General features: G+C 71.0%; 24 protein-coding genes. 13 read left to right on the top strand and 11 right to left on the bottom strand.

Going from position 1 to position 20,575, the window contains the following annotated elements; all coding sequences use genetic code 11:
• Window positions 1–11: 11 nt before the first annotated feature.
• A complete protein-coding gene (locus KAK03_RS21510; protein WP_210803829.1) occupies window positions 12–407 on the bottom strand; it encodes a BLUF domain-containing protein in 396 nt (131 codons plus the stop codon).
• A gap of 171 nt (window positions 408–578) precedes the next feature.
• Between KAK03_RS21510 and KAK03_RS21505 the strand changes: the two genes are divergently transcribed.
• Entirely contained in the window at window positions 579–2,270 is a 1,692-nt protein-coding gene (locus KAK03_RS21505; RefSeq protein WP_210803828.1) for an Lcl C-terminal domain-containing protein, read from the top strand.
• A 44-nt stretch (window positions 2,271–2,314) separates the two neighbouring features.
• Window positions 2,315–2,806, top strand: a complete 492-nt coding sequence (locus tag KAK03_RS21500) for an Lcl C-terminal domain-containing protein (RefSeq protein WP_210803827.1) — start codon at window positions 2,315–2,317, stop codon at window positions 2,804–2,806.
• 74 nt (window positions 2,807–2,880) lie between these two features.
• On the opposite strand, the gene modC is transcribed toward KAK03_RS21500, so the two are convergent.
• From modC to modA, 3 genes are read right to left on the bottom strand one after another with little or no spacing between them, the layout of a single operon-like run.
• The gene (gene modC, locus KAK03_RS21495) at window positions 2,881–3,948 is read right to left on the bottom strand and encodes a molybdenum ABC transporter ATP-binding protein (RefSeq protein WP_210803826.1); all 1,068 of its coding nucleotides are present in this window, start codon (window positions 3,946–3,948) and stop codon (window positions 2,881–2,883) included.
• Window position 3,949: 1 nt separating this feature from the next.
• Window positions 3,950–4,624, bottom strand: coding sequence for a molybdate ABC transporter permease subunit (gene modB, locus KAK03_RS21490; RefSeq protein ID WP_210803825.1), 675 nt, complete (start codon window positions 4,622–4,624; stop codon window positions 3,950–3,952).
• Entirely contained in the window at window positions 4,621–5,394 is a 774-nt protein-coding gene (gene modA / locus KAK03_RS21485; RefSeq protein WP_210856744.1) for a molybdate ABC transporter substrate-binding protein, read from the bottom strand. Before modA ends, modB begins: the two co-directional genes overlap by 4 nt.
• 281 nt (window positions 5,395–5,675) lie before the next feature.
• Between modA and KAK03_RS21480 the strand changes: the two genes are divergently transcribed.
• Window positions 5,676–6,452 carry a TOBE domain-containing protein gene (locus tag KAK03_RS21480; protein WP_247652995.1) on the top strand — a complete coding sequence of 259 codons (777 nt, stop codon included), beginning with the start codon at window positions 5,676–5,678 and terminating at the stop codon, window positions 6,450–6,452.
• Between the two features lie 282 nt (window positions 6,453–6,734).
• On the opposite strand, the gene KAK03_RS21475 is transcribed toward KAK03_RS21480, so the two are convergent.
• Complete coding sequence (locus KAK03_RS21475) at window positions 6,735–7,154, bottom strand: hypothetical protein (RefSeq protein ID WP_210803822.1); 420 nt, start codon at window positions 7,152–7,154, stop codon at window positions 6,735–6,737.
• A gap of 162 nt (window positions 7,155–7,316) precedes the next feature.
• Between KAK03_RS21475 and KAK03_RS21470 the strand changes: the two genes are divergently transcribed.
• From KAK03_RS21470 to KAK03_RS21455, 4 genes are all read left to right on the top strand, one after another.
• Entirely contained in the window at window positions 7,317–8,804 is a 1,488-nt protein-coding gene (locus KAK03_RS21470; RefSeq protein ID WP_210803821.1) for a DUF2779 domain-containing protein, read from the top strand.
• 125 nt (window positions 8,805–8,929) lie between these two features.
• Window positions 8,930–9,289: a hypothetical protein gene (locus KAK03_RS21465; RefSeq protein WP_210803820.1), complete on the top strand. Its 360-nt coding sequence runs from the start codon at window positions 8,930–8,932 to the stop codon at window positions 9,287–9,289.
• Between the two features lie 16 nt (window positions 9,290–9,305).
• On the top strand, window positions 9,306–10,025 hold the full coding sequence (locus tag KAK03_RS21460; protein WP_210803819.1) for a YkgJ family cysteine cluster protein: 720 nt from the start codon (window positions 9,306–9,308) through the stop codon (window positions 10,023–10,025).
• Between the two features lie 10 nt (window positions 10,026–10,035).
• Window positions 10,036–11,205, top strand: coding sequence for an MFS transporter (locus KAK03_RS21455; RefSeq protein WP_210803818.1), 1,170 nt, complete (start codon window positions 10,036–10,038; stop codon window positions 11,203–11,205).
• Window positions 11,206–11,212: 7 nt separating this feature from the next.
• Here the strand turns inward: KAK03_RS21455 and KAK03_RS21450 are convergent, their stop codons facing one another.
• From KAK03_RS21450 to KAK03_RS21425, 6 genes are all read right to left on the bottom strand, one after another.
• Window positions 11,213–11,461: an FmdB family zinc ribbon protein gene (locus tag KAK03_RS21450; RefSeq protein WP_210803817.1), complete on the bottom strand. Its 249-nt coding sequence runs from the start codon at window positions 11,459–11,461 to the stop codon at window positions 11,213–11,215.
• Between the two features lie 2 nt (window positions 11,462–11,463).
• Window positions 11,464–11,895: an ArsC/Spx/MgsR family protein gene (locus tag KAK03_RS21445; RefSeq protein WP_210803816.1), complete on the bottom strand. Its 432-nt coding sequence runs from the start codon at window positions 11,893–11,895 to the stop codon at window positions 11,464–11,466.
• A 34-nt stretch (window positions 11,896–11,929) separates the two neighbouring features.
• The gene (draG, locus tag KAK03_RS21440; RefSeq protein ID WP_210803815.1) at window positions 11,930–12,859 is read right to left on the bottom strand and encodes an ADP-ribosyl-[dinitrogen reductase] hydrolase; all 930 of its coding nucleotides are present in this window, start codon (window positions 12,857–12,859) and stop codon (window positions 11,930–11,932) included.
• Window positions 12,852–13,679 carry an NAD(+)--dinitrogen-reductase ADP-D-ribosyltransferase gene (locus tag KAK03_RS21435; protein ID WP_210803814.1) on the bottom strand — a complete coding sequence of 276 codons (828 nt, stop codon included), beginning with the start codon at window positions 13,677–13,679 and terminating at the stop codon, window positions 12,852–12,854. The genes draG and KAK03_RS21435 overlap by 8 nt, the downstream gene beginning before the upstream one ends.
• A gap of 122 nt (window positions 13,680–13,801) precedes the next feature.
• The gene (locus KAK03_RS21430) at window positions 13,802–14,392 is read right to left on the bottom strand and encodes a hypothetical protein (RefSeq protein WP_210803813.1); all 591 of its coding nucleotides are present in this window, start codon (window positions 14,390–14,392) and stop codon (window positions 13,802–13,804) included.
• Window positions 14,389–14,919: a group II truncated hemoglobin gene (locus KAK03_RS21425; protein WP_210856743.1), complete on the bottom strand. Its 531-nt coding sequence runs from the start codon at window positions 14,917–14,919 to the stop codon at window positions 14,389–14,391. The genes KAK03_RS21430 and KAK03_RS21425 overlap by 4 nt, the downstream gene beginning before the upstream one ends.
• A 419-nt stretch (window positions 14,920–15,338) precedes the next feature.
• Here KAK03_RS21425 and nifH point away from each other — a divergent pair, with 419 nt between their 5' ends.
• The 6 genes from nifH (at window position 15,339) to KAK03_RS21395 (ending at window position 20,476) form a co-directional block, all read left to right on the top strand.
• Entirely contained in the window at window positions 15,339–16,220 is an 882-nt protein-coding gene (nifH, locus tag KAK03_RS21420) for a nitrogenase iron protein (RefSeq protein WP_210856742.1), read from the top strand.
• A 112-nt stretch (window positions 16,221–16,332) separates the two neighbouring features.
• The gene (gene nifD, locus KAK03_RS21415; RefSeq protein ID WP_210856741.1) at window positions 16,333–17,799 is read left to right on the top strand and encodes a nitrogenase molybdenum-iron protein alpha chain; all 1,467 of its coding nucleotides are present in this window, start codon (window positions 16,333–16,335) and stop codon (window positions 17,797–17,799) included.
• A 33-nt stretch (window positions 17,800–17,832) separates the two neighbouring features.
• The gene (gene nifK, locus KAK03_RS21410; RefSeq protein ID WP_210856740.1) at window positions 17,833–19,392 is read left to right on the top strand and encodes a nitrogenase molybdenum-iron protein subunit beta; all 1,560 of its coding nucleotides are present in this window, start codon (window positions 17,833–17,835) and stop codon (window positions 19,390–19,392) included.
• 152 nt (window positions 19,393–19,544) lie between these two features.
• A complete protein-coding gene (locus KAK03_RS21405) occupies window positions 19,545–19,892 on the top strand; it encodes a 2Fe-2S iron-sulfur cluster-binding protein (RefSeq protein ID WP_210856739.1) in 348 nt (115 codons plus the stop codon).
• A 12-nt stretch (window positions 19,893–19,904) separates the two neighbouring features.
• A complete protein-coding gene (locus KAK03_RS21400; RefSeq protein ID WP_210803807.1) occupies window positions 19,905–20,225 on the top strand; it encodes a hypothetical protein in 321 nt (106 codons plus the stop codon).
• Complete coding sequence (locus KAK03_RS21395) at window positions 20,222–20,476, top strand: hypothetical protein (protein ID WP_210856738.1); 255 nt, start codon at window positions 20,222–20,224, stop codon at window positions 20,474–20,476. The genes KAK03_RS21400 and KAK03_RS21395 overlap by 4 nt, the downstream gene beginning before the upstream one ends.
• Window positions 20,477–20,575 lie beyond the last annotated feature (99 nt).

Below are 20,575 nucleotides of genomic sequence, written 5' to 3'. Positions count from 1 at the left end.
GCGAGCCGGCCTCAGGCGCCGGGCGCGTGCTCCCGCTGGCACAGCGGCACCAGCGGCGACTGGCCGCTGTCGTCCACCGGGAAGAAGCCTTTGAGGCCGTGCACATAGAAGCTGGCGTAGGTGGAGAACGCCATGCTCCATTCACTGAAGCGACGGGCTTCGGTGGGACCACGCATCAGCAGCTCGATCTGGTGGTGCCGCTCATCGCGCTGCAGGCTTTGCCAGAGCTGTTCGATGCTCTCGGGCGGTCCCTCGATGCACTGGGTGAACTGGCCATCCAGGTAGAGCAGGTGGCCGGTGATCTGCAACTGCTCATTGCGCAGTTGGGCGGCGGTGAGCAGTTGGAACAGCGCCAGCGTGCCCAGGTCGTGGCGGGCGGTGGATCGGTAGACGAGGCGTTCGAGCATGGCTGCGATGCTAGAAGCGGGTCCTGTCATCGGCATGACGCCAGGCAGCCCGCCCGCTGCCGGGCCACTCCGCAGGATTGAGGAAGACGGTTCCGGTGCCGGTTCCTACAGTCGCGCCAGCGCCGCCCCGGCCCCGTGTCGTGGCGGGACCAGCGATGTGGAGGACCTGACATGCACGCCCCCAAGAACCAACCTGAGCGGCCATCGACAGCCGCACCCGCCCAGTCCAGCCCGGCGTTCGGCCGGTCTGCCCTGACCCTGATGCTGTGCGCCATGCTGAGCGCCTGCGGCGGCGGCGGTGGTGGCGGCGAGGTGCCCAGCGACCCTGCGCAGGGCGGCGGCGGCACGGTGGTGCTGCCCTCGACCACGCTGGACAGCGTGCGCTCGGACAGCGCCACGCAACCCGGCGCGGTCACCAGCGGCGGCCGCACCGACGACACCACGCCCACGATCAGCGGCACCCTGTCCGCCGCGCTGGGCGCCGGCCAGACGCTGCGCGTCTACGACGGCGATCTGGCGCTGGCCAGCGCGCCCACGGTGTCGGGTCGCACCTGGACCCTGACACCGGCCACGCCGCTGGCCGCGGGCGAGCACCGTCTGAGCGCGCAGGTGGTTGGGGCCGACGGCCTGACCGGCGTGCGCAGCGCGGTGTTCACGCTGACCGTGGCCCCGGTGCGCTGGCAGGCGCTGACCCCGGCCCAGGCCGTGCGCATGACGCCGACCACGCTGCGCCTGACCGGCAGCGGCTGGCCGGCCAGTGGCTGGCAGCTGGCCGTCAGCGACGACCCGGATGCCCGCTGCGACGCGCCCACCGACGTCACCGACACGACGATGGACGTGCGCTGCAGCTTCCGTCTGCCCGGCACGCGCCAGCTGGCGCTGACCCTCAACGGCCAGGCCGTGGCCCAGCCCACCGTGGCCGTGGTCAGCAACGTCAGCGGCGTCACCTGGTCCAGCCCCAGCACCAGCGGCTTCGGCACCGGCACCGTGACCGCTGGCGAGACGGTGCAGTTCAAGGTCAGCGGCACCGCGCTGCAGGCCGACGCGGTGCTGGCCATGGCCGTGGACGGCTGCACCGCCGCCCCCACCGAGACCGGCACGCCCAGCGCCACCCAGCGTCTGTTCAGCTGCACGATCGATCTGGCCACCCCGGCGGGCAACCAGTCCGGTGTGCTGCATGCCACCGACGCGGCCGGCCCGCAGCTGGCCGCCTGGCAGCTGCCGGTGGCCGTGCCCGCGGTGACGGCGCCGGCCCCCCGGCTGCCGCACAGCGGCATCACCAGCAGCCAGTGCTACTCGACCACGGGCGGCATCACGCTGGGCGCCTGCTCGGCGGCCGACGCGATCGCGCTGAACGGCCAGCAGGACGGCCACCGCGCTGCGGTGCAGAAGATGAGCTTCACGCGGGTGGGCACCCATGCGCTGGATGAATGCGTCAAGGACAACCGCACCGGCCTGGTGTGGGAGGGCAAGACCGTCACCGGCCAGCGCTCGACGGACAGCAACATCCATTTCGGCACCGGCACCAACCCGGGCGCGAACCTCTGGGCCAAGGACGACTACATCGCCGAGGTCAACCGCGTGCGCCTGTGCGGCTTCTCGGACTGGCGCCTGCCCACGGCCGAGGAGATGCGCTCGATCATCGACTACGGCATCACCACGGCCGGCTCGTCGCTGCCGCCGGCCTGGTTCGTCAACAGCAGCCACAGCGGCCTCCACTGGACGGCGACCGTCGATGCCACCGGCAACTACCGCTGGGTGATGGACATGGCCAGCGGCAGCCAGGCCTACGAGCCGGAGTTCAGCCCTGTCAGCGGCGGCGGCTACCTGCACCAGGTGCGCCTGGTCCGCGGGGGCTCCTGAGGCACCCCACCGATGTGCGACGCCACGACTTCAAGGAGGTGATGATGAACACGATCAAGACTCTGGCGCTGCTGGCCGTGGCCTGCAACGCCCATGCCGCCTGCCCCACCTGGCCCGCAGCCCAGCGCTTCGAGCTGCACGACGACCAGGTCATCGACCTGCGCAGCGGCCTGGTCTGGCAACGCTGCAGTGCCGGCCAGACCTGGAACGGCAGCACCTGCACCGGCACCGCCACCACCCACACCCACGCCGACGCGCTGGGACTGGCCCGCCAGGCCAACCCCGGCAACAACCCCAGCGGCTGGCGGTTGCCCCAGGTGAAGGAACTGGCCAGTCTGCTCGACATGGGCTGCCGCCTGCCGGCGATCGACGCCAGCGTGTTCCCGGCCACACCGCAGGACAAGGCCTGGTCCTCGACGCCCTTCGCGCAGCGCCCCAACATCGCCTGGACGGTGGACTTCGCGGACAGCTATGTGCAGAACCAGACGGGCATCGGCAACCCGCTGTACGTGCGGCTGGTGCGCTCGGCGCGCTGAGCGCCAGATGGCCTGGCCTGAACGCCGACCTGCACGCGGGCCCTGCCAGCATGCCGGGTGGGCCGGGCCCGGGGCTACTCCAGCAAGGCCACCGACTTGACTTGCACCCACAGCGCCTGGCCTGGCGCCACCTGCAGCGCCGCCGCCGAGCGCCGGGTCAGGCGGGACAGCAGCAGGGCGTCGCCCACGCGCACGCGCACCAGCGCCAGGCCGGGGTGCTCGTCGTCACCCACCGCGTCGACCACGCCGGGCAGCACGTTCTGGATGCTGCTGGTGCCGGGCGCCAGCGCCAGGCTGACATCGCGCGCCAGCACCCGCACGCGCACCCGCTGACCCAGCACCAGGCCGGGATCGCGCGCCCACAGGTGGCCGCCGTCGAAGTCGACGCGCACCAGGTGCCAGGCCGCGTCGATCTCGGTCACCCGGGCGTCGACGATGGCGCTGGCGTCCTCGCCCAGACGGATCGGCAGGTCCAGCCGCGACAGGGTCTCGCGCAGCGGTCCCTGGGCCTGCACGCGGCCCTGCTCCAGCACCACCAGGTGGTCAGCCAGACGCGCCACCTCGTCGGGTGCGTGGCTGACGTAGAGCAGCGGCATCGCCAGCTCGTCGTGCAGGCGGTCCAGGTAGGGCAGCACCTCCTGCCGCCGGCGCAGGTCCAGCGCCGACAGCGGTTCGTCCATCAGCAGCACGCGCGGGCTGACGGCCAGCGCCCGGGCGATGGCCACGCGCTGGCGCTCGCCACCCGAGAGCTGCGCCGGCCGGCGCGCCAGCAGGTGGCCGATGCCCAGCAACTCAATCGCCTGCGTCAGCGGCGTGTCCGAGGCCCCCGGGCTGCGCCGCAGGCCATAGCGCAGGTTGGCCTGCACCGACAGGTGCGGAAACAGGCTGGCCTCCTGGAAGACATAGCCGATCGGCCGCTGGTGCGTGGGGCGCCAACGGCTGCCGTCCTGCCAGACCTCGCCGTCCACCACCAGGCGGCCGCGCGCCGCGCGCTCCAGCCCGGCGATGCAGCGCAGCAGCGTGGTCTTGCCCGAGCCGGACACGCCGAACAGCGCGCTGACGCCACGCCCCGGCAGGCGCAGGTCGACATCGAGCGTGAAGCCCGGGCGTTCGAGCTGGAAGCGGGCCTCGATGTCCCTCATCTCAGGCCTCCCGCCGGGCGGCGGGCCGCCAGGCATAGACTGCCAGCAGCACCGTGAACGAGAACACCAGCAGCACCGCGGCCAGGCGGTGCGCCTGCGGGTAGGCCAGCGACTCGACGTGGTCGTAGATCTGCACCGAGGCCACGCGCGTGGCGCCCGGCAGGTTGCCGCCGATCATCAGCACCACGCCGAACTCGCCCACGGTGTGCGCGAAGGTCAGCACCGAGGCCGTCAGGAATCCCGGCGCGGCCATCGGCACGGCCACGCTGAAGAAGGCATCCAGGGGCGAGGCGCGCAGCGTGGCCGCCACCTCCAGCGGCCGCTCGCCGATGGCCTCGAAGGCCGACTGCAGCGGCTGCACCATGAAGGGCAGGGAATAGAACACCGAGGCCACCACCAGGCCGCCGAAGCTGAAGGGCAGCAGCCCCAGTCCCAGCGCCTGGGTCAGCCGGCCCACCAGGCCCTCGGGGCCCATCGCCAGCAGCAGGTAGAAGCCCAACACCGAGGGCGGCAGCACCAGCGGCAGCGCCACCACCGCACTGACCGGGCCCTTCCAGCGGCTGCCGGTGCGCGCCAGCCACCACGCCACCGGGGTGCCGATCAGCAGCAGCAGTGCCGTCACCGTGGCGGCCAGGCGGGCCGTGAGCCACAGGGCCTGCAGGTCCTGATCGCTCATCGCCCCGCCGCTCCGGCCGGCAGCACGAAGCCGTAGCGGTCCATCACGGCGCGCGCCGGCGGGCTGGCGCTGAAATCGGCGAAGCGGCGCGCCAGTGCGCTGCCGGCCGCCCGCCGCGTGATGATGAAGCCCTGCTCCAGCGGCTGGTGCAGCCGCTCGGGAACCAACGCATGGCCGCCGCGCGCCGACAACTCGGGACTCAGCGCCAGGGCCAGCGCGATCAGGCCCACCTGGGCATTGCCGGTCTGCACGAACTGCGCGGTCTGCGCAATGTTCTCGCCGTAGACCAGCTTGGGCTCCACCTGGGCCCAGACGCCGGCGGCGCGCAGCGCTTCCTCGGCGCGCTGGCCGTAGGGCGCGTGGCGCGGGTTGGCGATGGCGATGCGGGTGATCCTGGGGTCGGCCAGGCTGGCCAGCGTCATGCCGCGCGCATCCAGGCTGGCGCTCCACAGCACCAACCGGCCCACCGCATACGGGCGCACCTCGGACGCGGCCAGGCCCGCCTTGGCCAGCTCGCGCGCATAGCCGATGTCGGCCGAGAAGAACAGGTCGTAGGGCGCAGCGTTCTGGATCTGCGCGAAGAACTTGCCGGAGGAGCCATAGACCACCTCCACCTCATCGCCGGGGTTCGTCTGGCGAAAGGCGGTCACCACATCGTCCATCGCGAACTTCAGGTCGGCTGCGGCCGCGATGGTGATCTTCTCGGCCCACGCCGCGGCCGGGGCCCACAGGGCCGCCAGCAGCAGGATCAGGAGGGTCAGGGGTGGCATCGGGGACTCCCGGTCGAACGCCAGCCTCGGGCGGAGTCGTGGCGTTATGTTATCGAAGACATCACGAACATGGTTGCAGCGATCGTGCCAACGCCGACGCCAGCCTGCTGTTCCCTGGGAGAAAGGCAGCCATGGCGCCTCCGGGCGTGATTTCTGCTTGCAACGCCGTACAGTACACAAGCACATCACGAGCGTCCGATTTGTCGGAAACCACACCTCCCGCCGCTGTCGACAGCCTGCCCGGCGCCCCGACCGAGCCCGGTGCCCGGCGCGACACCACCCTGCTGCAGGGCGAACTGCGCCTGGCCGGCCGGCTCGACGCGCGCTTTTTCGCCCTGCTGCGCGCGATCGACGCCAGCGGCTCGCTGCAGAAGGCCGCGCGCGCCGCGGGCTACAGCTACAAGGGCGCCTGGCTGATCCTGGAGACCGCCGGCAACCTGGCGCGCTCGCCGCTGCTGGTCAGCCAGACCGGCGGCCGCGGTGGCGGCGGCTCGCGCCTGACCTACGCCGCCCGCCACCTGCTCGAGACCTGGGACCAGCTGCAGGCCCGCCACGCCGGCTTCCTGGCCGAGCAGGAGGCCTGGCTGCTGCAGCAATCGCACCTGTCCAACCTGCTTCGGAGACTGTCCATGAAAGCCACCGCCCGCAACCAGTTCGCCGGCCTGGTCACCGAGCTGCATGACGGCCCGGCCACCACCCAGGCCACGCTGGACATCGGCCACGGGCAGACCGTCACCGCCTCGATGACCGCCGCGGCGGCCTCGCGCCTGGGCCTGAAGCTGGGCGCCGAGGCGCTGGCCCTGGTCAAGTCCTCCGAGGTGGTGCTGGTGACCGACTTCGCCGGCTACAAGCTGTCGGCGCGCAACCAGCTGGCGGGCACGATCTCGCGGGTGCAGAAGGGCGCTGTCAGCTCGCTGGTGGGCGTCACGCTGCCGGGCGGCGCCACCATCACCGCCAGTGTCACCAATGACGCGGTCGATGCGCTGGGCCTGGCCGTGGGCCAGGCGGCCACCGCCACCTTCAAGGCCTACGCCGTGATGCTGGCGGTGCCGGCCTGAGGCCGCTGACCAGCACCTGACCGGCGCCACCAGCGCCAGCTGCCGCACGCCATGCGGGGCGGCATGGGGGCGGCAGCAGGGGGCAGGGTGGGGGAGCGCGTGGCACGGGGCATCGGGGGCTTCTGGTCACCTCCCGCTCGGCGGGACGGGTCGACAGGTGGGTGTCTCGTGACCTGCGCAAGGGCATCACACGGCCGTGGCACGCCGCATCCACGGTGCCAATCGACACGCCGGGCGGTCTCACCCTTCACCGGCTGCCGCAGGCCGGCGCCGAGCGGCTGATCAGAGCTGCTCGTCGCGGATCTCGCGCGCCACGGTCTGCAGCGCGCTGGGCCCCACCGCCAGCCGGCACTCGGGCTCCAGCACCTGGGCCTGGGCGCCCTCGGCCAGCGCCGCAGCCAGGGCCAGCGCGGCCAGGTGCTCGCGCGGGCCGCCGCTCCAGCGCAGCGCCAGCATCAGCTCCAGCGTGGCCACATCCACCTCGCAGGGCACCCCCTCGGGCCAGTGCGGCGCCGCCTGCAAGTCCACCTGCACGCAGGCGTCCTGGCCGTACAGCGACAGCGGCAGCTCGGCGGTCGGGCCGGCAGGCGGCCAGGCGCCGCGCAGTTCCAGGCCCAGCTGCAGCGCGTCCAGCGCACGCTGCAGCGCGGCGGCATCGGGCAGTGCCGTGGGGGCGAGGTAGGCGTGCAGCTGTCGGCCCATGCGGGATCTCCTGAGGCGCGTTTCTGCCTGGTCACCTGCAAAAAGCGTGCTCGGGAAAACCCTGGATCTCGCACCGACTTGGCACGCCGTCTGCATGGTCGGCGGCCGGGCGGACACGACCGGGCACCAGGCCGGGGCGCGTCGCGCCCGGGCTGCCGCACGATGACACCGATCTCCTTCCTCGACGAGCCGGACCTGCGCCGCTGGCGCGCCTGCCCGCGCCTGCACTGGCTGCACCGCCAGGGCGCGGCGCCGACCGGCCAACCGCCACGGGTGGGCGACAGCGCCGAAGCGGCGGCGGCGCTGCGGGCGTCCTATGCCGGCGCGCGCGAGATCGCCGCGCCCCGCGACGACGCCGACTGGGTCCGTGCCGTCGCCCAGACCCAGCTCGCCCTGGCCGAGCTGAGCGCGCGCCCCGACCCCGAGGCCGCGCTGCTGGGCGCCTGCCTGGCCAGCGACGATGGCGCACGCTGCCGCATCGACGTGATGCAGCGCGGCGCCCGGGGCTGGCGGCTGTGGCGCCTTCGCCTGGGCACGGTGGCTGACGCGCCGGATGTCGATGCGCTGGCCTGGGCCGCGCATGTCGCGGCGCGGGCCGGCTGGCGGCTGCAGTCGGTGGGCCTGCTGCTGATCGACACCGACTTCCTGTACCCGGGCCTGGGCTGCTACGCCGGCCTGTTCCGCGAGGTCGACGTCGGACCGATGCTGGGCAGCCGGCCGGTGGCCGAGTGGCTGGTGGCGCTGCAGCGCAGCGCCCACGGCCGCGAGCCGCCGATGCCCCTGGTGGCGCCCTGCGCGGCCGACGGCGGCTGCGCCTACGCGGACCACTGCCACGCCGGCGAGCCGGCACCTGCGGCGGTGCCACCCGCGCAGGCGCTGGAGATCCTGGGCCGCGAGCGCGCCGAGCAACTGCGGCTGGCGGGCCACCGCAGCGTGCTCGACGTGCCGCTGACCGCGCTGCCACAGCCGCGCCTGCGTCGCGCCGCACGCGCCGTGCAGCAGGGCGCCCCGGTGCGCGAGCCCGGTGTGGCCGCGCTGGCCGCCCACTGGCCGCGGCCCTGGCGTTTCCTGCGCATCGAGACCATCGGCCTGGCGGTGCCGATCTGGTCGGGCACCCGGCCTTACCAGATCCTGCCCTTCCAGTGGACGCTGGGCGAGGCCACCGCCGATGGCGGCTGGACGCTGCAACAGCACCTGGCCGAGGGCCAGTCCGACCCACGCACCGAGGTCGTCCAGCGCCTGCTGGCGGCGCTGCCGCCCGGCGGCACGCTGTTCGCCTACCAGGCCGGCTTCGAGCGCAACCGGCTGCGTGAACTGGCGCAGCGCGTGCCGGCGCAGGCGGCACGGCTGGAGGCGCTGGCGGCCGGCCTGGTCGATGTGTTCGCGCTGGGGCGGGCCCACGCCTACCACCCCGACCAGGCGGGCTCCTGGTCGGCCCGGGCGCTGTGGCGGGCGGTGCTGCCTGGGCTGGGCGCGCAGGCGCTGGACGAGCCCGGCCTGCGCTCGCCCCTGCAGGCCTACGGCCTGTCGCTGCGCGCCGACACAGCGCCCGAGCGCCGGGCCGCGCTGCGCGCCGTGCTGGCGCGCCACGGCGAGCGCCAGGTGCGCGCGCTGCAGGCCTACCTCGCCTGGCTGATCGAGGCGGGCTGAGCCCTGGCCGGACGGCCCCGGGGCCGGTGAGCACGGGTCTTGCACGCAGCCCCGCGTCGGCCCGCCGCGTGGCGCTGCCGTCTGTCGACCTTCCGACAAACCGGACCCACCCTCGTTGCCCTGCCATGTACGCCCGCGCGCTGTTCGACCTGATCCACCGCCATGGTGATGCGCTGCTGGCCCTGCTGGTGGGGCTGGAGGACGGCGCCGACGAGTTGTTCGCCAGCCCCAACACCTGCGCCGCGGTCGAGGGCCATCTGCTGGACATCGCCCGCACGCTGGCCCACCTGCCGCCGGTGGTGATGCTGCGCCTGCCGCAGGTCGACTGGTCGGCCTGGAGCGCCGTGCTCATCGCGCTGGAGCGTCAGCAGACCGCGCGCCGGGAGATCGTCTGGTACGTGGCCAGCGCCGCGCTGCCGGCCACGCTGGTGCTGCTGGATGAGCTGCACCGGCGCGAACCCGACTGGTTCCAGATCCACTACTGAGCCCGCCCCCTGAGCGATGAGCGCGCCTGACTTCTTCCGCCAGCAGCAGCAAGCCTTTGCCGCCACACTGGCGCAGCAGGCCGGCGCCGCCACCCTGGCGGCGCAGCTGCTGGCCCAGGCGGCCGACAGCTTCGCCGCCAACGTGGCCCAGCAATGCGCCGACGAGCCGCCACTGGCCTGTTGCCGCGGCTGCGCCACCTGCTGCACGCTGCGGGTGTCGGCCACCGCGCCCGAGGTGCTGGCCGTGGCGGCCTTCCTGCGCGCGGTGCAGCCGCGGTTGCTGTCGCGCGGCATCGACCTGGTCGGCCAGGTGCGCGCCGCCGACGCGGCCACCCATGGCCTGGGCGAGGCCCAGCGCGTCGCGCTGCGCCAGCGCTGCCCCTTCATCGCGCAGGGCGTGTGCGTGATCTATGCGGTGCGGCCGCTGGCCTGCCGGGGCCATGCCTCGCACGACCTGCGGGCCTGTGCCGAGGCGGCCGCGGGGCGGCGCGACGAGGTGCCCTTCAGCCCCGGCCACCGCCTGGTGCGCGCGCTGGTGCAGGGCGCGCTGCAGTCGGCCCTGCGCGACGCCGGCCTGGCCTGGGGTGCCTATGAGCTCAATGCGGCGCTGCTGCTGGCGCTGGATGACGATGCGACCGAGGCGGCCTGGCTGGCCGGCCAGGACCCGCTGTCGGGCGCGGCCCTGGACGATGTGCCGGCCGACGAGATGACCCGGGTCTTCGATGCGCTGAAGTGACAATGCGCGGGTGGACCCGCGCGCGCCTCTCGTCATCGCCCTGGGCCTGGGTCAGGTGCTGGCCTATGGCTCGACCTACTACCTGCCGGCGGTGCTGGCCGCCCCGATGGCGGCCGAGCTGGGCCTGTCGGTCAGCACGGCCTTTGCCGCGTTCAGCCTGGCGCTGGTGGTGTCGGCGCTGTGCGGCCCGCGCGCGGGGGCCTGGGTGGACCGGCATGGCGGCCGGCCGGTGCTGCTGGCCAGCAATGTCGTGCTGGCGGGGGCACTGGCGGCGATGTCCCAGGTGCACGGGCCGGCGGGCCTGTTCGCGGCCTGGGCGCTGCTGGGCGTGGGCATGTCCCTGGGACTGTACGAGTCGGCCTTTGCCGCACTGGTGCGGCTGTGGGGCAGCGATTCGCGCGGCGGCATCACCGGCATCACGCTGCTGGGCGGTCTGGCCAGCACCGCAGCCTGGCCGCTGAGCGCCTGGCTGTTGACGCGCTACGGCTGGCGTGACGCCTGCCTGGCCTGGGCCGGGCTGCACCTGCTGCTGGGGCTGCCACTGCACGCCAGCGTGCCGCGGGCGCGCAGCGCTGCGCTGGCGCACCCGTCGGTGACGGATGCGGACGTGGTGCCCACGACCGCGCCCGCGCCGCCCGGCCTGGGCACGACACTGGCGCTGGCCGGCGTGTTCGCCATCGCCTGGTTCAACTCCACCGCGATGGCGGCGCATTTGCCGCAGCTGCTTCAGGCCAGCGGCGTGGGCCTGTCCACCGCGGTGTGGATCGGCGGCCTGATCGGCCCGGCGCAAGTGGCGGCGCGACTGGCCGAGTTCGGGTTTCTGCGCCACTGGCATCCGCTGCTGTCGGCGCGCCTGGCCGCCGGCCTGCACCCGCTGGGCGCGGCCCTGCTGCTGGCGCTGGGACCGGTGGCCGCGCCGATGTTCGGCCTGCTGCATGGCGCCGGCAACGGCATCCTGACGATTGCCAAGGGCACGCTGCCGCTGGTGCTGTTCGGCCCTGCCGGCTATGGCCAGCGACAAGGGCTGCTGATGATGCCGGCGCGGGTCTCGCAGGCGCTGGCGCCCTGGCTGTTCGGGCTGGCCTTGGAGGCCTGGGGCCCGTCGGCGCTGTGGCTCACCGGCGGCTGCAGCCTGGTGGCGCTGGCCCTGCTGCTGCGCCTGCGGGCGCTCGGCGGCTGAGCAGGGCTCAGACCGTCTTGCCCTTGAGCAGTCGCGCGCGCTCGCTGGGCGAGTAGTGGTTGAACAGGCCCTGGCGGTCGGCAACCCGGCGGTGGGCCAGGCGGATCGCCTCGATCTTGCCGGCCGGCGCGAGCGGCGAGACGCGCTTGTCCAGCGCCGTGCTGCCGCAGTGCGGGCAGGTGGGCGTGTCGCTGGCGCGCACCAGGCGTTCGAAGTCGGCGGCGCAGGCGGTGCAGTGGTAGTCGAACAGCGGCATGGTCAGCTCCCGGGGGTGGCGCAGGGTTCGGCGGGGTGGGCACAGCCTTCCAGCGAGGATCGTGCCAGCGTCGCGGGCGCCAGGCCCACCCAGGCATCGATGGCGGCGGTGTCGAAGCCCACGCGGCGGCTGCCGTCGTCGCAGCGCTGCATCAGCGGCCGGCGGATCAGCAGCGGCTCGGCCAGCAGCAGGGCCAGTGCGGTGTCGGCGTCCAGCTGCTCGGGCACGATCTCGCCGGACTTCACCCGGGGCGCGGCGCGGTTGAACCACCCGGCCACCGGCAGCGGCGCCAGGAAGGCGAGCAGGCTGGCTGCGGTCCAGGGCTCGGACAGCAGGCTGCGCACCGCCAGCGTGTGGCCGGCGGCCTGCAGCGCCGCGCGCTGGCGGGCGTTGCCGCCGCAGCCGGGCTTCTCGAAGAAGATCAGGTGGGTCATCACGGGCCTGTGGTCGCTCGGGTTCGGATGCGGCTCATCCGGGGGACGGCGCCGCCAGCTCGTCGGCCAGCGCCAGCAGATGGCTGACCTGGCCGGTCACCGCCTGCACCGTGGCCGGTTGCAGGCGCTGCAGCCAGCGCCGCGGCAGGCGCGAGGCGCCGCAGCGGGCACCGGCCAGCATGCCCACCAGCGCGCCGGTGGTGTCGGCATCGTCGCCCTGGTTGACGGTGGCGACCAGCGCCTGCTCGAAGTCGGGATGGGTGAAGCCGAAGTGCAGCACGGTCTGCACCGTGTCCACCACGTAGGCGCTGGCACGGCCGGGGTAGGGCTGGTGGCGGAACGCGGGCCAGGCCTGGATCCAGTCCTGGGCCTGGTGGGCCAGCAGGGCGGTGTCGGCGCCCAGCAGCGCGGCCCGCGTCAGGCGGGCCAGGCCCAGCGTGGCCGCATCGGACAGCGGGTGGTGGTGGGTGATGCGCGCCTGGGCCAGGCTCCAGTGGGCCAGCAGGGATTCGTTGTGCAGCGTGGCCAGCACCACCGGCAGGTTGCGCATCAGCGCGCCTTTGCCGGCGTCGCCCTCGTTGGCCGGGCCCTGCAGGCTGCCATCGCTCAGGTAGCGCTGGATGCCGCGCCGGCAGGTGTTGCCGCAGTCCACCGGCTTGCTGCGCAGCCAGCGCACGAAGGCCTCGGCGATCTGCCGCGTGGCGCTGTCATCGCGCGCGGCCAGCAGCGGTGCGCCGGCCAGCAGCAGGGCGTCGCCCAGCGCCAGGCACATCTGGGTGTCGTCGGTCACCTGACCGCGGGCCAGCTTCAGCCAGCCGCCGCCCATCATCTCGCGGTGCACGCCGTACTGGGCGCGGATCTCGCGCGGGCGCATGAACTCCACCGTCGCGCCCAGCGCGTCGCCAATCGCCAGGCCCAGGTAGGCGCCCAGGGCCCTGTCGAACAGCGCGCGCGTGTCAGACATCGCACAACACCACGTCGTAGTCACCGCCCAGTGCCAGCACCTCCTGCTCGCCCTGCAGCACCTGGCCGGGCAGCAGACCCGGGTACACCAGCAGCTTGGTCAGCGGCACCTCGGCGACGAACACGCGGTCACCAAAGCAGCCGGCCTCGTCGGCCGACAGGCTGAAGGACACCAGGTTGTTCAGCGCCAGCGTGCAGCGGCGGTCGGCCAGCCGGCCGGCGACGATCTGCTCGTCGCAGCGGTTGGTGCCGCGCCACAGCGGCAGGTGGCTCACGCCCGGCCGGTAGCGCTGCAGGCTCCACTGGCAGAACTCGTAGAGCAGGTCCAGCTGCTGGAAGATCGCGTTGCCGTGGTAGCGGCTGGCCACCTTCTGCTCCAGGTAGCCCACCCAGGCCGGCGACGGAAAGCGCCGCAGCGGCGCGCCATGGAAGCGCGGCACCAGGCCGAAGCGGCTCTCCACCCAGCCCTTGAGCACCGCGCCGGCCGGACCGTTCGCATCCATGCCCCAGCCCTGCAGCAGCGCGCGCCAGCTGCGCCGCCAGCGCTGCCGCTCGGCCGCGCTCAGACTGTGATCGTCCGCATCGGGCCGCTGCAGCCCGAAGACGATGGCCAGGTAATGCACGAACACCTCGCGCGCCTCGCTCAGCTCACCACAGCGCCCGAGCAACGCGAACAGCCCGCCATGGGTCTCGCGCGCGCCCGCAATCCGCAGCGGCACCGGGTGCGCGTTGTAGGCCGCGCTGGCCAGCACCGGGGCCGGCACGCCGACCAGATTGGTGCTGTACCAGTGCTGCGGCTGATCGCACTCATCAGGCGCCATGATGGGTTTGAGTCCCGGATTCCGTCGCGAGCGGGTCGAGCTGGCTGCGAGAAGCGCAGCCGTACACCCGTACGGCGAGCATCACAGCCGCCAGATCGGCCCGCGCAGCAGGAAGACGGGGCTCAAACCGGGCGGTTTTCGTAGAGGTTGCGGACCGGACCCATCAGCGCCAGCCCTTCCTCGTAGGTGATCTTCGGGAAGCTGGCCTTGAAGCTGGCGGCCTTGTCGGCAATCGCGTCGGTCTTGCCGGCGGTGTCGAGCTTCTTCAGGTCGCCCTTTTCCAGGTACAGCAGCTCGAGCAGCTCGTTGTAGACGGTGGCCTCGTCTATCGGCAGGATCACGAAGGTGGTGCCGGCGTAGTCCATCGTGTACTTCTTGCTGATGTCGATGTTGTCGCAGAAGAGGATGTACACGCCACTGGGCGACAGCGCATCGCCCAGCACCTCGGCCAGCAGCTTGACGTATTCGAAGCTCAGCAGGAAGCCGGTGAGGAAGCTGATGTGCGGCGAGCCGGCCTCGGCCACCGCGATGACTTGGTCGCTGCTGATCTCGGGCGGGCGCGCCTCGTCGGCCAGCTTGGCCTGGAACTTCAGCGCGATGTCGCCCCGGAAGCCGAAGCGGCCGGCCTTCTTGGTGGGTGCCTTCAGCACGCTGTTGAGCAAGCGGCCCTCGGCGTCGAGGCGGGCGAAGGCGGTGTCCTGGATCGCGGTCATGTCGAACTCCGGTGGGGGGATGAAACGGTGGCGGCCGCACTGGCGTGCGTGGCCGGGGTGGTGTGGGGCGCGACCTCCATCGGTCGGCCGGGGTGCTGGCGCGGCTGGCCGCCGCCCTCGGTGTTGCGGATGAAATCGGCGATCTTCCAGAAGGCAGCGTCGATCTCGGCGCGCAGCGCCTCGTCCGGCACGCACTCGGCCAGCGCCTGGCGCATGCAGGCCATCCAGGCATCGCGCGCGGCGGCGTCGATGTCGAAGGGCTGGTGGCGGCGGCGCAGCATCGGCGTGCCGCGCTGGGCCGAGTAGTCGCGCGGCCCGCCCATCCATTCGCTGAGGTACTGCACCAGCACCTGCCGGGTCCGCGCCAGGTCGGGCTCGTGCATCGCGCGGATCACGCCGGCATCGGCGCGCGTGTCCATCGCGCGGTAGAAGGCCTCGACCAGGCGCACGATCGCCTCGTGCCCACCGATGCGCGCGTAATGCGGGTTGGCGGGCGGGGCGCTGACGATGGGCAGGGCGGTGCTCATGGACAGCCCTGTCTGCAAAGGCCATACCACCCGGCTTGGACGGGCCATCGCATGACCACCGGCACCGGGCGTCAAGGGTGAGCGATGCGCCCACGCGCGACGCGCCGCCCGCGCGCACGAGGGCGGCCCGGCTGTCGTGTCGCCGACCGGGTTTTGTCGGGTTTCGCACACGCCACAGCCGACCCCGCCCAGCGCCCCTTCAGGCGCACTTCCCTCGGAAAAACAAGCACTTGAGTGATCTCAAGCGACATGGCACGGCCGTTGCAGTAAGGGGTCTGCGCGGCACCCGTGTATCGCCCCCAGGGCTTCAGAAGAAGACCACAGAGGCACCCAAGGCTGCATCGAGATCGCGACGAACGCTTGAACCGGACCTCAACGGTTTCGCTGGACCAACTTCATACCTGGATTGGAGAACTGAAATGGCTGCACTGCGTCAAATCGCCTTCTACGGCAAGGGTGGCATCGGCAAGTCCACCACCTCGCAAAACACCCTGGCCGCCCTGGCGGAAATGGGTCAGAAGATCCTCATCGTCGGCTGCGACCCCAAGGCCGACTCGACCCGCCTGATCCTGCACGCCAAGGCGCAGGACACCATCCTCTCGCTGGCCGCCGAAGCCGGCTCGGTGGAGGACCTGGAGCTGGAAGACGTGATGAAGATCGGCTACCGCGACATCCGTTGCGTGGAGTCGGGTGGTCCGGAGCCGGGCGTGGGCTGCGCCGGCCGCGGCGTGATCACCTCGATCAACTTCCTCGAAGAGAACGGCGCCTACGACGGCGTGGACTATGTGTCCTACGACGTGCTGGGTGACGTGGTCTGCGGCGGCTTCGCGATGCCCATTCGCGAGAACAAGGCGCAGGAGATCTACATCGTCATGTCGGGCGAGATGATGGCCATGTACGCGGCCAACAACATCTCCAAGGGCATCCTGAAGTACGCCAACTCGGGCGGCGTGCGCCTGGGTGGCCTGGTCTGCAACGAGCGCCAGACCGACAAGGAGCTGGAACTGGCCCAGTCGCTGGCCGCCAAGCTGAACTCGACGCTGATCCACTTCGTGCCGCGCGACAACATCGTGCAGCACGCCGAACTGCGCCGCATGACCGTCATCGAGTACGCCCCCGAGAGCGCGCAGGCCGCCGAGTACCGCACGCTGGCGCAGAAGGTGCACGCCAACGCGGGCAACGGCAAGATCCCCACCCCCATCACCATGGATGAGCTGGAAGACCTGCTGATGGAGCACGGGATCATGAAGACCATCGACGAAAGCCAGGTCGGCAAGACCGCCGCGGAACTGGCCGCCTGATGAGCCCGTGGCGGGCGCCGCGGCGCCCGCCACGCTCCCCACCACGACAAGGCCCCCGGCCAAGCGTCGCTCCCACCGAACACCCCCGAACCATCCTTGATGGAGTCACCCCATGAGCATGACCGTTGAAGACCGCAAGGCCGAGAACAAGGCCCTGATCGACGAAGTCCTGAAGGCTTATCCCGAGAAGATGGCCAAGCGCCGCGCCAAGCACCTTGGCGTCTTCGAGGACGGCAAGCCCGACTGCGGCGTCAAGAGCAACATCAAGTCGCTGCCCGGCGTGATGACCATCCGCGGCTGCGCCTACGCCGGCTCCAAGGGCGTGGTCTGGGGCCCGATCAAGGACATGGTGCACATCAGCCATGGCCCGGTGGGCTGCGGCCAGTACAGCTGGGCCGCGCGCCGCAACTACTACATCGGCGTCACCGGTGTGGACACCTTCGTGACGATGCAGTTCACCTCCGACTTCCAGGAGAAGGACATCGTCTTCGGCGGCGACAAGAAGCTCGACAAGATCATCGACGAGATCGAGGCTCTGTTCCCGCTGAACAAGGGCATCTCGGTGCAGAGCGAGTGCCCGATCGGCCTGATCGGCGACGACATCGAGGCCGTCAGCAAGAAGAAGAGCAAGGAGTACGGTGGCAAGACCATCGTGCCCGTGCGCTGCGAGGGCTTCCGCGGCGTCAGCCAGTCGCTGGGCCACCACATCGCCAACGACGCGATCCGCGACTGGGTCTTCGACAAGACCGACCCCAACAAGCGCCCGGACTTCGTCTCCACGCCCTATGACGTGGCGATCATTGGCGACTACAACATCGGCGGCGACGCCTGGTCCAGCCGCATCCTGCTGGAAGAGATGGGCCTGCGCGTGATCGCCCAGTGGTCGGGCGACGGCACGATCGCCGAGCTGGAGAACACCCCCAAGGCCAAGCTCAACGTGCTGCACTGCTACCGCTCGATGAACTACATCTCGCGGCACATGGAAGAGAAGTACGGCATTCCCTGGGTGGAATACAACTTCTTCGGCCCGACGATGATCGAGAAGAGCCTGCGCGAGATCGCCAGCCACTTCGACGACACCATCAAGGCCAAGGCCGAGGAGGTGATCGCCAAGTACCGCCCGATGGTGGAAGCCACCATCGCCAAGTACAAGCCGCGCCTGCAGGGCAAGAAGGTCATGCTGTACGTGGGCGGCCTGCGCCCGCGCCACGTGATCGGCGCCTACGAGGACCTGGGCATGGAGGTGGTGGGTACCGGCTACGAGTTCGCCCACAACGACGACTACCAGCGCACCACCCACTACATCAAGGACTCCACGCTGATCTACGACGACGTGACCGGCTACGAGTTCGAGAAGTTCGCCGAGGCGATCAAGCCCGACCTGGTGGGCTCGGGCATCAAGGAGAAGTACGTCTTCCAGAAGATGGGCGTGCCCTTCCGCCAGATGCACAGCTGGGACTACTCCGGCCCCTACCACGGCTACGACGGCTTCGCCATCTTCGCCCGGGACATGGACATGGCCATCAGCAGCCCGATCTGGGCCCTGGCCAAGTCCGCCCCGTGGAAGAAGGCCGCCTGAGTCCCCCGCAACACCATTCGACTGGAGAGCACCATGCCTCAAAACGCCGACAAGGTCATCGACCACGAGATGCTGTTCCGCGAGCCGGAATACCAGGCGCTGTTCAAGAACAAGAAGGAGAACTTCGAGTTCAACCATGCCGACGCCAAGGTCCAGGAGATCCGTGACTGGACCAAGTCCAAGGACTACCTGGAGAAGAACTTCGCCCGCGATTCGCTGGTGGTCAACCCCGCCAAGGCCTGCCAGCCGCTGGGCGCCGTCTACGTGGCCAACGGCTTCGCCAAGACGCTCAGCTTCGTGCACGGCAGCCAGGGCTGCGTGGCCTACTACCGCTCGCACTTCAGCCGCCACTTCAAGGAGCCGACCAGCTGCGTCAGCTCGTCGATGACCGAGGACGCCGCGGTCTTCGGCGGCCTGAACAACATGATCGACGGCCTGGCCAACACCTACAACCTGTACAAGCCGGACATGATCGCGGTCAGCACGACCTGCATGGCCGAGGTGATCGGTGACGACCTGGACGCCTTCATCAAGAACGCCAAGCAGAAAGGCTCGGTCCCGGCCGAGTTCGACGTGCCCTTCGCCCACACCCCGGCCTTCGTCGGCAGCCACATCACCGGCTACGACAACGCGCTGCTGGGCGTGCTCAAGCACTTCTGGGACGGCAAGGCCGGCACCACCGAGCCGCTGACCCGCGTGCCCGGCGAGAGCATCAACTTCATCGGCGGCTTCGACGGCTTCGTCGTCGGCAACATGAAGGAAGTGCGCCGCATCTTCGACCTGTTCGGCGTCGACTACACCCTGCTGTGCGACCCGTCCGAGGTCTGGAACACCGCCACTGACGGCGAGTTCCGGATGTACGCCGGCGGCACCACCAAGGAAGAGGTGGAGAAGGCCCTGAACGCCAAGGCGACGATCGTCTTCCAGGAGTACTGCTCCGAGAAGACCATCAAGTACCTGAAGGAGAAGGGCCAGGAGGTGGTGGTGCTGAACTGCCCGGTGGGCGTGGCCGGCACCGACCGCTTCATCATGGCGATCAGCGAGCTGACCGGCAAACCGGTGCCCGCGCAGCTGGAGAAGGAGCGCGGCCAGCTGGTCGACGCGATGGCCGACAGCCAGGCCCACCTGCATGGCAAGCGTTTCGCGCTGTACGGCGACCCGGACCAGATGCTGGGCCTGACCGAGTTCCTGCTGGAGCTGGGCGCCGAGCCGGCCCACGTGCTGTCCACCAACGGCACCGAGGACTGGGCGAAGAAGGTCCAGGCGCTGTTCGACAGCTCGCCCTACGGCACCGGCTGCAAGGCCTACCCGAAGCGCGACCTGTGGCACATGCGCAGCCTGCTGAACGTGGAGCCGGTGGACTTCCTGATCGGCAACACCTACGGCAAGTACCTGGAGCGCGACACCAACACGCCGCTGGTGCGCATGGTGTTCCCGATCTTCGACCGGCACCACTACCACCGCTACCCCACCTGGGGCTACGACGGGGCGATGCGCACGCTGATCATGCTGCTCGACGAGTTCTTCGAGACGCTGGACGCCAACACCATCATCCCCGGCAAGACCGACTACTCCTACGACATCATCCGATAGGGCACTGCATCCGCCTGCTGCGCGGGCCGATCCGGGGTCTGCGGTGCTCGCCGTACGGGTGTACGGCTGCGCGCCTCGATCCCCGGCTCGACCCGCTCGCGACGGCGGCTGCAGCACCCTATCCGTCGGAGTGACACACGGAACATCCCATCATGGCCAATGTGACATTCACCTCGCCGCGCATGAAGAAGGACCTGACGGTCTATGCGGTGGCGGGCGACACCAAGACGCTGCTGGCGGTGGCCAAGGCGCATGCGATTCCGCTGGACTTCGAGTGCGAGAACGGCGAATGCGGGTCCTGCTCGGTGCAGGTCGGCATCCTGTCGGACAAGGCGCCCTATGGCTTGGCCCTGACCGAGAAGGAGAAGACGGTGCTGCGCTTCGCCGGCAAGATCACGGCGCAGCAGATCGAGGACGCCGAGACCAAGGACATGCCGCCGCCCTGGCGCCTGGCCTGCCAGTTCGTTGTCCGCAACGAGGACATCCTGGTCACTTTCTGAGCGAGGCCCGACATGCCTGACGCGATCCTGGTGAAGACCACGCTGGACGGTCGTCCGGTGGAGGTGATCGACGGCTGGCTGTGCCTGGCCGGCGTGCCCGAGACCGACGAACTGGTGGTGCTGGACGAGCACCCCAACCGCCAGGCCATCCTGCGCGCCTGCCCCAAGGCCACGCACATGGCCGGGCGGCTGCCGCTGACGCTGGCCGAGGCTTCCGTGGCCCAGGCGGCGCTGCGGCGCTTCCATGATCGCTTCGACGGCTCGCCCCTGGCCGTGGCCGAGCGCCTGCGCCAGGCCAGCTGGAAGAAGGTCTTCGCAGAGGGCGCCGAGTGATCTACCTGCTCGAGCTGCCCGTAGGCGCGCCCCCGCACTGCTGGTTCGCCTTCGACGCTGACGACCTGCGGGCCAAGCTGGACGCCGTCGGCGGCCCACCCGGCCACGAGATCCGGGTCTGGCCCGACGAGTCCAGCGCCGTGCTGGCCTTCGAGAACGAGGCCGATCCCTTGTGGGCCGGTCCCGGCTGGCATGCGCGGCGGGCGCTGTACGAGCAGTTGCTGGCGACCGAGGCGTTGGCGGAGGGCTGACAGCTGCCCATGGCAGTCGTTTCCCGCAGATGTGGTTGAGGCGAGGTGGGGGAAAGGGGTCTCTCTCATGTCCCCCGGCCTGCGGCCTCCTCCTTGACT

Source organism: Ideonella alba, from assembly GCF_018069845.1.
GTDB classification, from domain to species: domain Bacteria; phylum Pseudomonadota; class Gammaproteobacteria; order Burkholderiales; family Burkholderiaceae_C; genus Ideonella; species Ideonella alba.
Note: the sequence above shows the minus strand (reverse complement) of the source record. Positions and strands in the feature narration are given on the sequence as shown.

Bases quoted from the DNA above. Each gene is read 5' to 3' on its own strand.
- nifK (WP_210856740.1), top strand. From the start codon at position 17,833: ATGCCTCAAAACGCCGACAAGGTCATCGACCACGAGATGCTGTTCCGC.
- KAK03_RS21460 (WP_210803819.1), top strand. From the start codon at position 9,306: ATGAGCGCGCCTGACTTCTTCCGCCAGCAGCAGCAAGCCTTTGCCGCC.
- KAK03_RS21450 (WP_210803817.1), bottom strand. From the start codon at position 11,461: ATGCCGCTGTTCGACTACCACTGCACCGCCTGCGCCGCCGACTTCGAA.
- KAK03_RS21470 (WP_210803821.1), top strand. From the start codon at position 7,317: ATGACACCGATCTCCTTCCTCGACGAGCCGGACCTGCGCCGCTGGCGC.
- modB (WP_210803825.1), bottom strand. From the start codon at position 4,624: ATGAGCGATCAGGACCTGCAGGCCCTGTGGCTCACGGCCCGCCTGGCC.
- draG (WP_210803815.1), bottom strand. From the start codon at position 12,859: ATGTCTGACACGCGCGCGCTGTTCGACAGGGCCCTGGGCGCCTACCTG.
- KAK03_RS21425 (WP_210856743.1), bottom strand. From the start codon at position 14,919: ATGAGCACCGCCCTGCCCATCGTCAGCGCCCCGCCCGCCAACCCGCAT.
- KAK03_RS21465 (WP_210803820.1), top strand. From the start codon at position 8,930: ATGTACGCCCGCGCGCTGTTCGACCTGATCCACCGCCATGGTGATGCG.
- KAK03_RS21400 (WP_210803807.1), top strand. From the start codon at position 19,905: ATGCCTGACGCGATCCTGGTGAAGACCACGCTGGACGGTCGTCCGGTG.
- KAK03_RS21435 (WP_210803814.1), bottom strand. From the start codon at position 13,679: ATGGCGCCTGATGAGTGCGATCAGCCGCAGCACTGGTACAGCACCAAT.
- KAK03_RS21430 (WP_210803813.1), bottom strand. From the start codon at position 14,392: ATGACCGCGATCCAGGACACCGCCTTCGCCCGCCTCGACGCCGAGGGC.
- KAK03_RS21500 (WP_210803827.1), top strand. From the start codon at position 2,315: ATGAACACGATCAAGACTCTGGCGCTGCTGGCCGTGGCCTGCAACGCC.
- KAK03_RS21445 (WP_210803816.1), bottom strand. From the start codon at position 11,895: ATGACCCACCTGATCTTCTTCGAGAAGCCCGGCTGCGGCGGCAACGCC.
- modA (WP_210856744.1), bottom strand. From the start codon at position 5,394: ATGCCACCCCTGACCCTCCTGATCCTGCTGCTGGCGGCCCTGTGGGCC.
- KAK03_RS21475 (WP_210803822.1), bottom strand. From the start codon at position 7,154: ATGGGCCGACAGCTGCACGCCTACCTCGCCCCCACGGCACTGCCCGAT.
- KAK03_RS21405 (WP_210856739.1), top strand. From the start codon at position 19,545: ATGGCCAATGTGACATTCACCTCGCCGCGCATGAAGAAGGACCTGACG.
- KAK03_RS21510 (WP_210803829.1), bottom strand. From the start codon at position 407: ATGCTCGAACGCCTCGTCTACCGATCCACCGCCCGCCACGACCTGGGC.
- modC (WP_210803826.1), bottom strand. From the start codon at position 3,948: ATGAGGGACATCGAGGCCCGCTTCCAGCTCGAACGCCCGGGCTTCACG.
- nifD (WP_210856741.1), top strand. From the start codon at position 16,333: ATGAGCATGACCGTTGAAGACCGCAAGGCCGAGAACAAGGCCCTGATC.
- KAK03_RS21505 (WP_210803828.1), top strand. From the start codon at position 579: ATGCACGCCCCCAAGAACCAACCTGAGCGGCCATCGACAGCCGCACCC.
- nifH (WP_210856742.1), top strand. From the start codon at position 15,339: ATGGCTGCACTGCGTCAAATCGCCTTCTACGGCAAGGGTGGCATCGGC.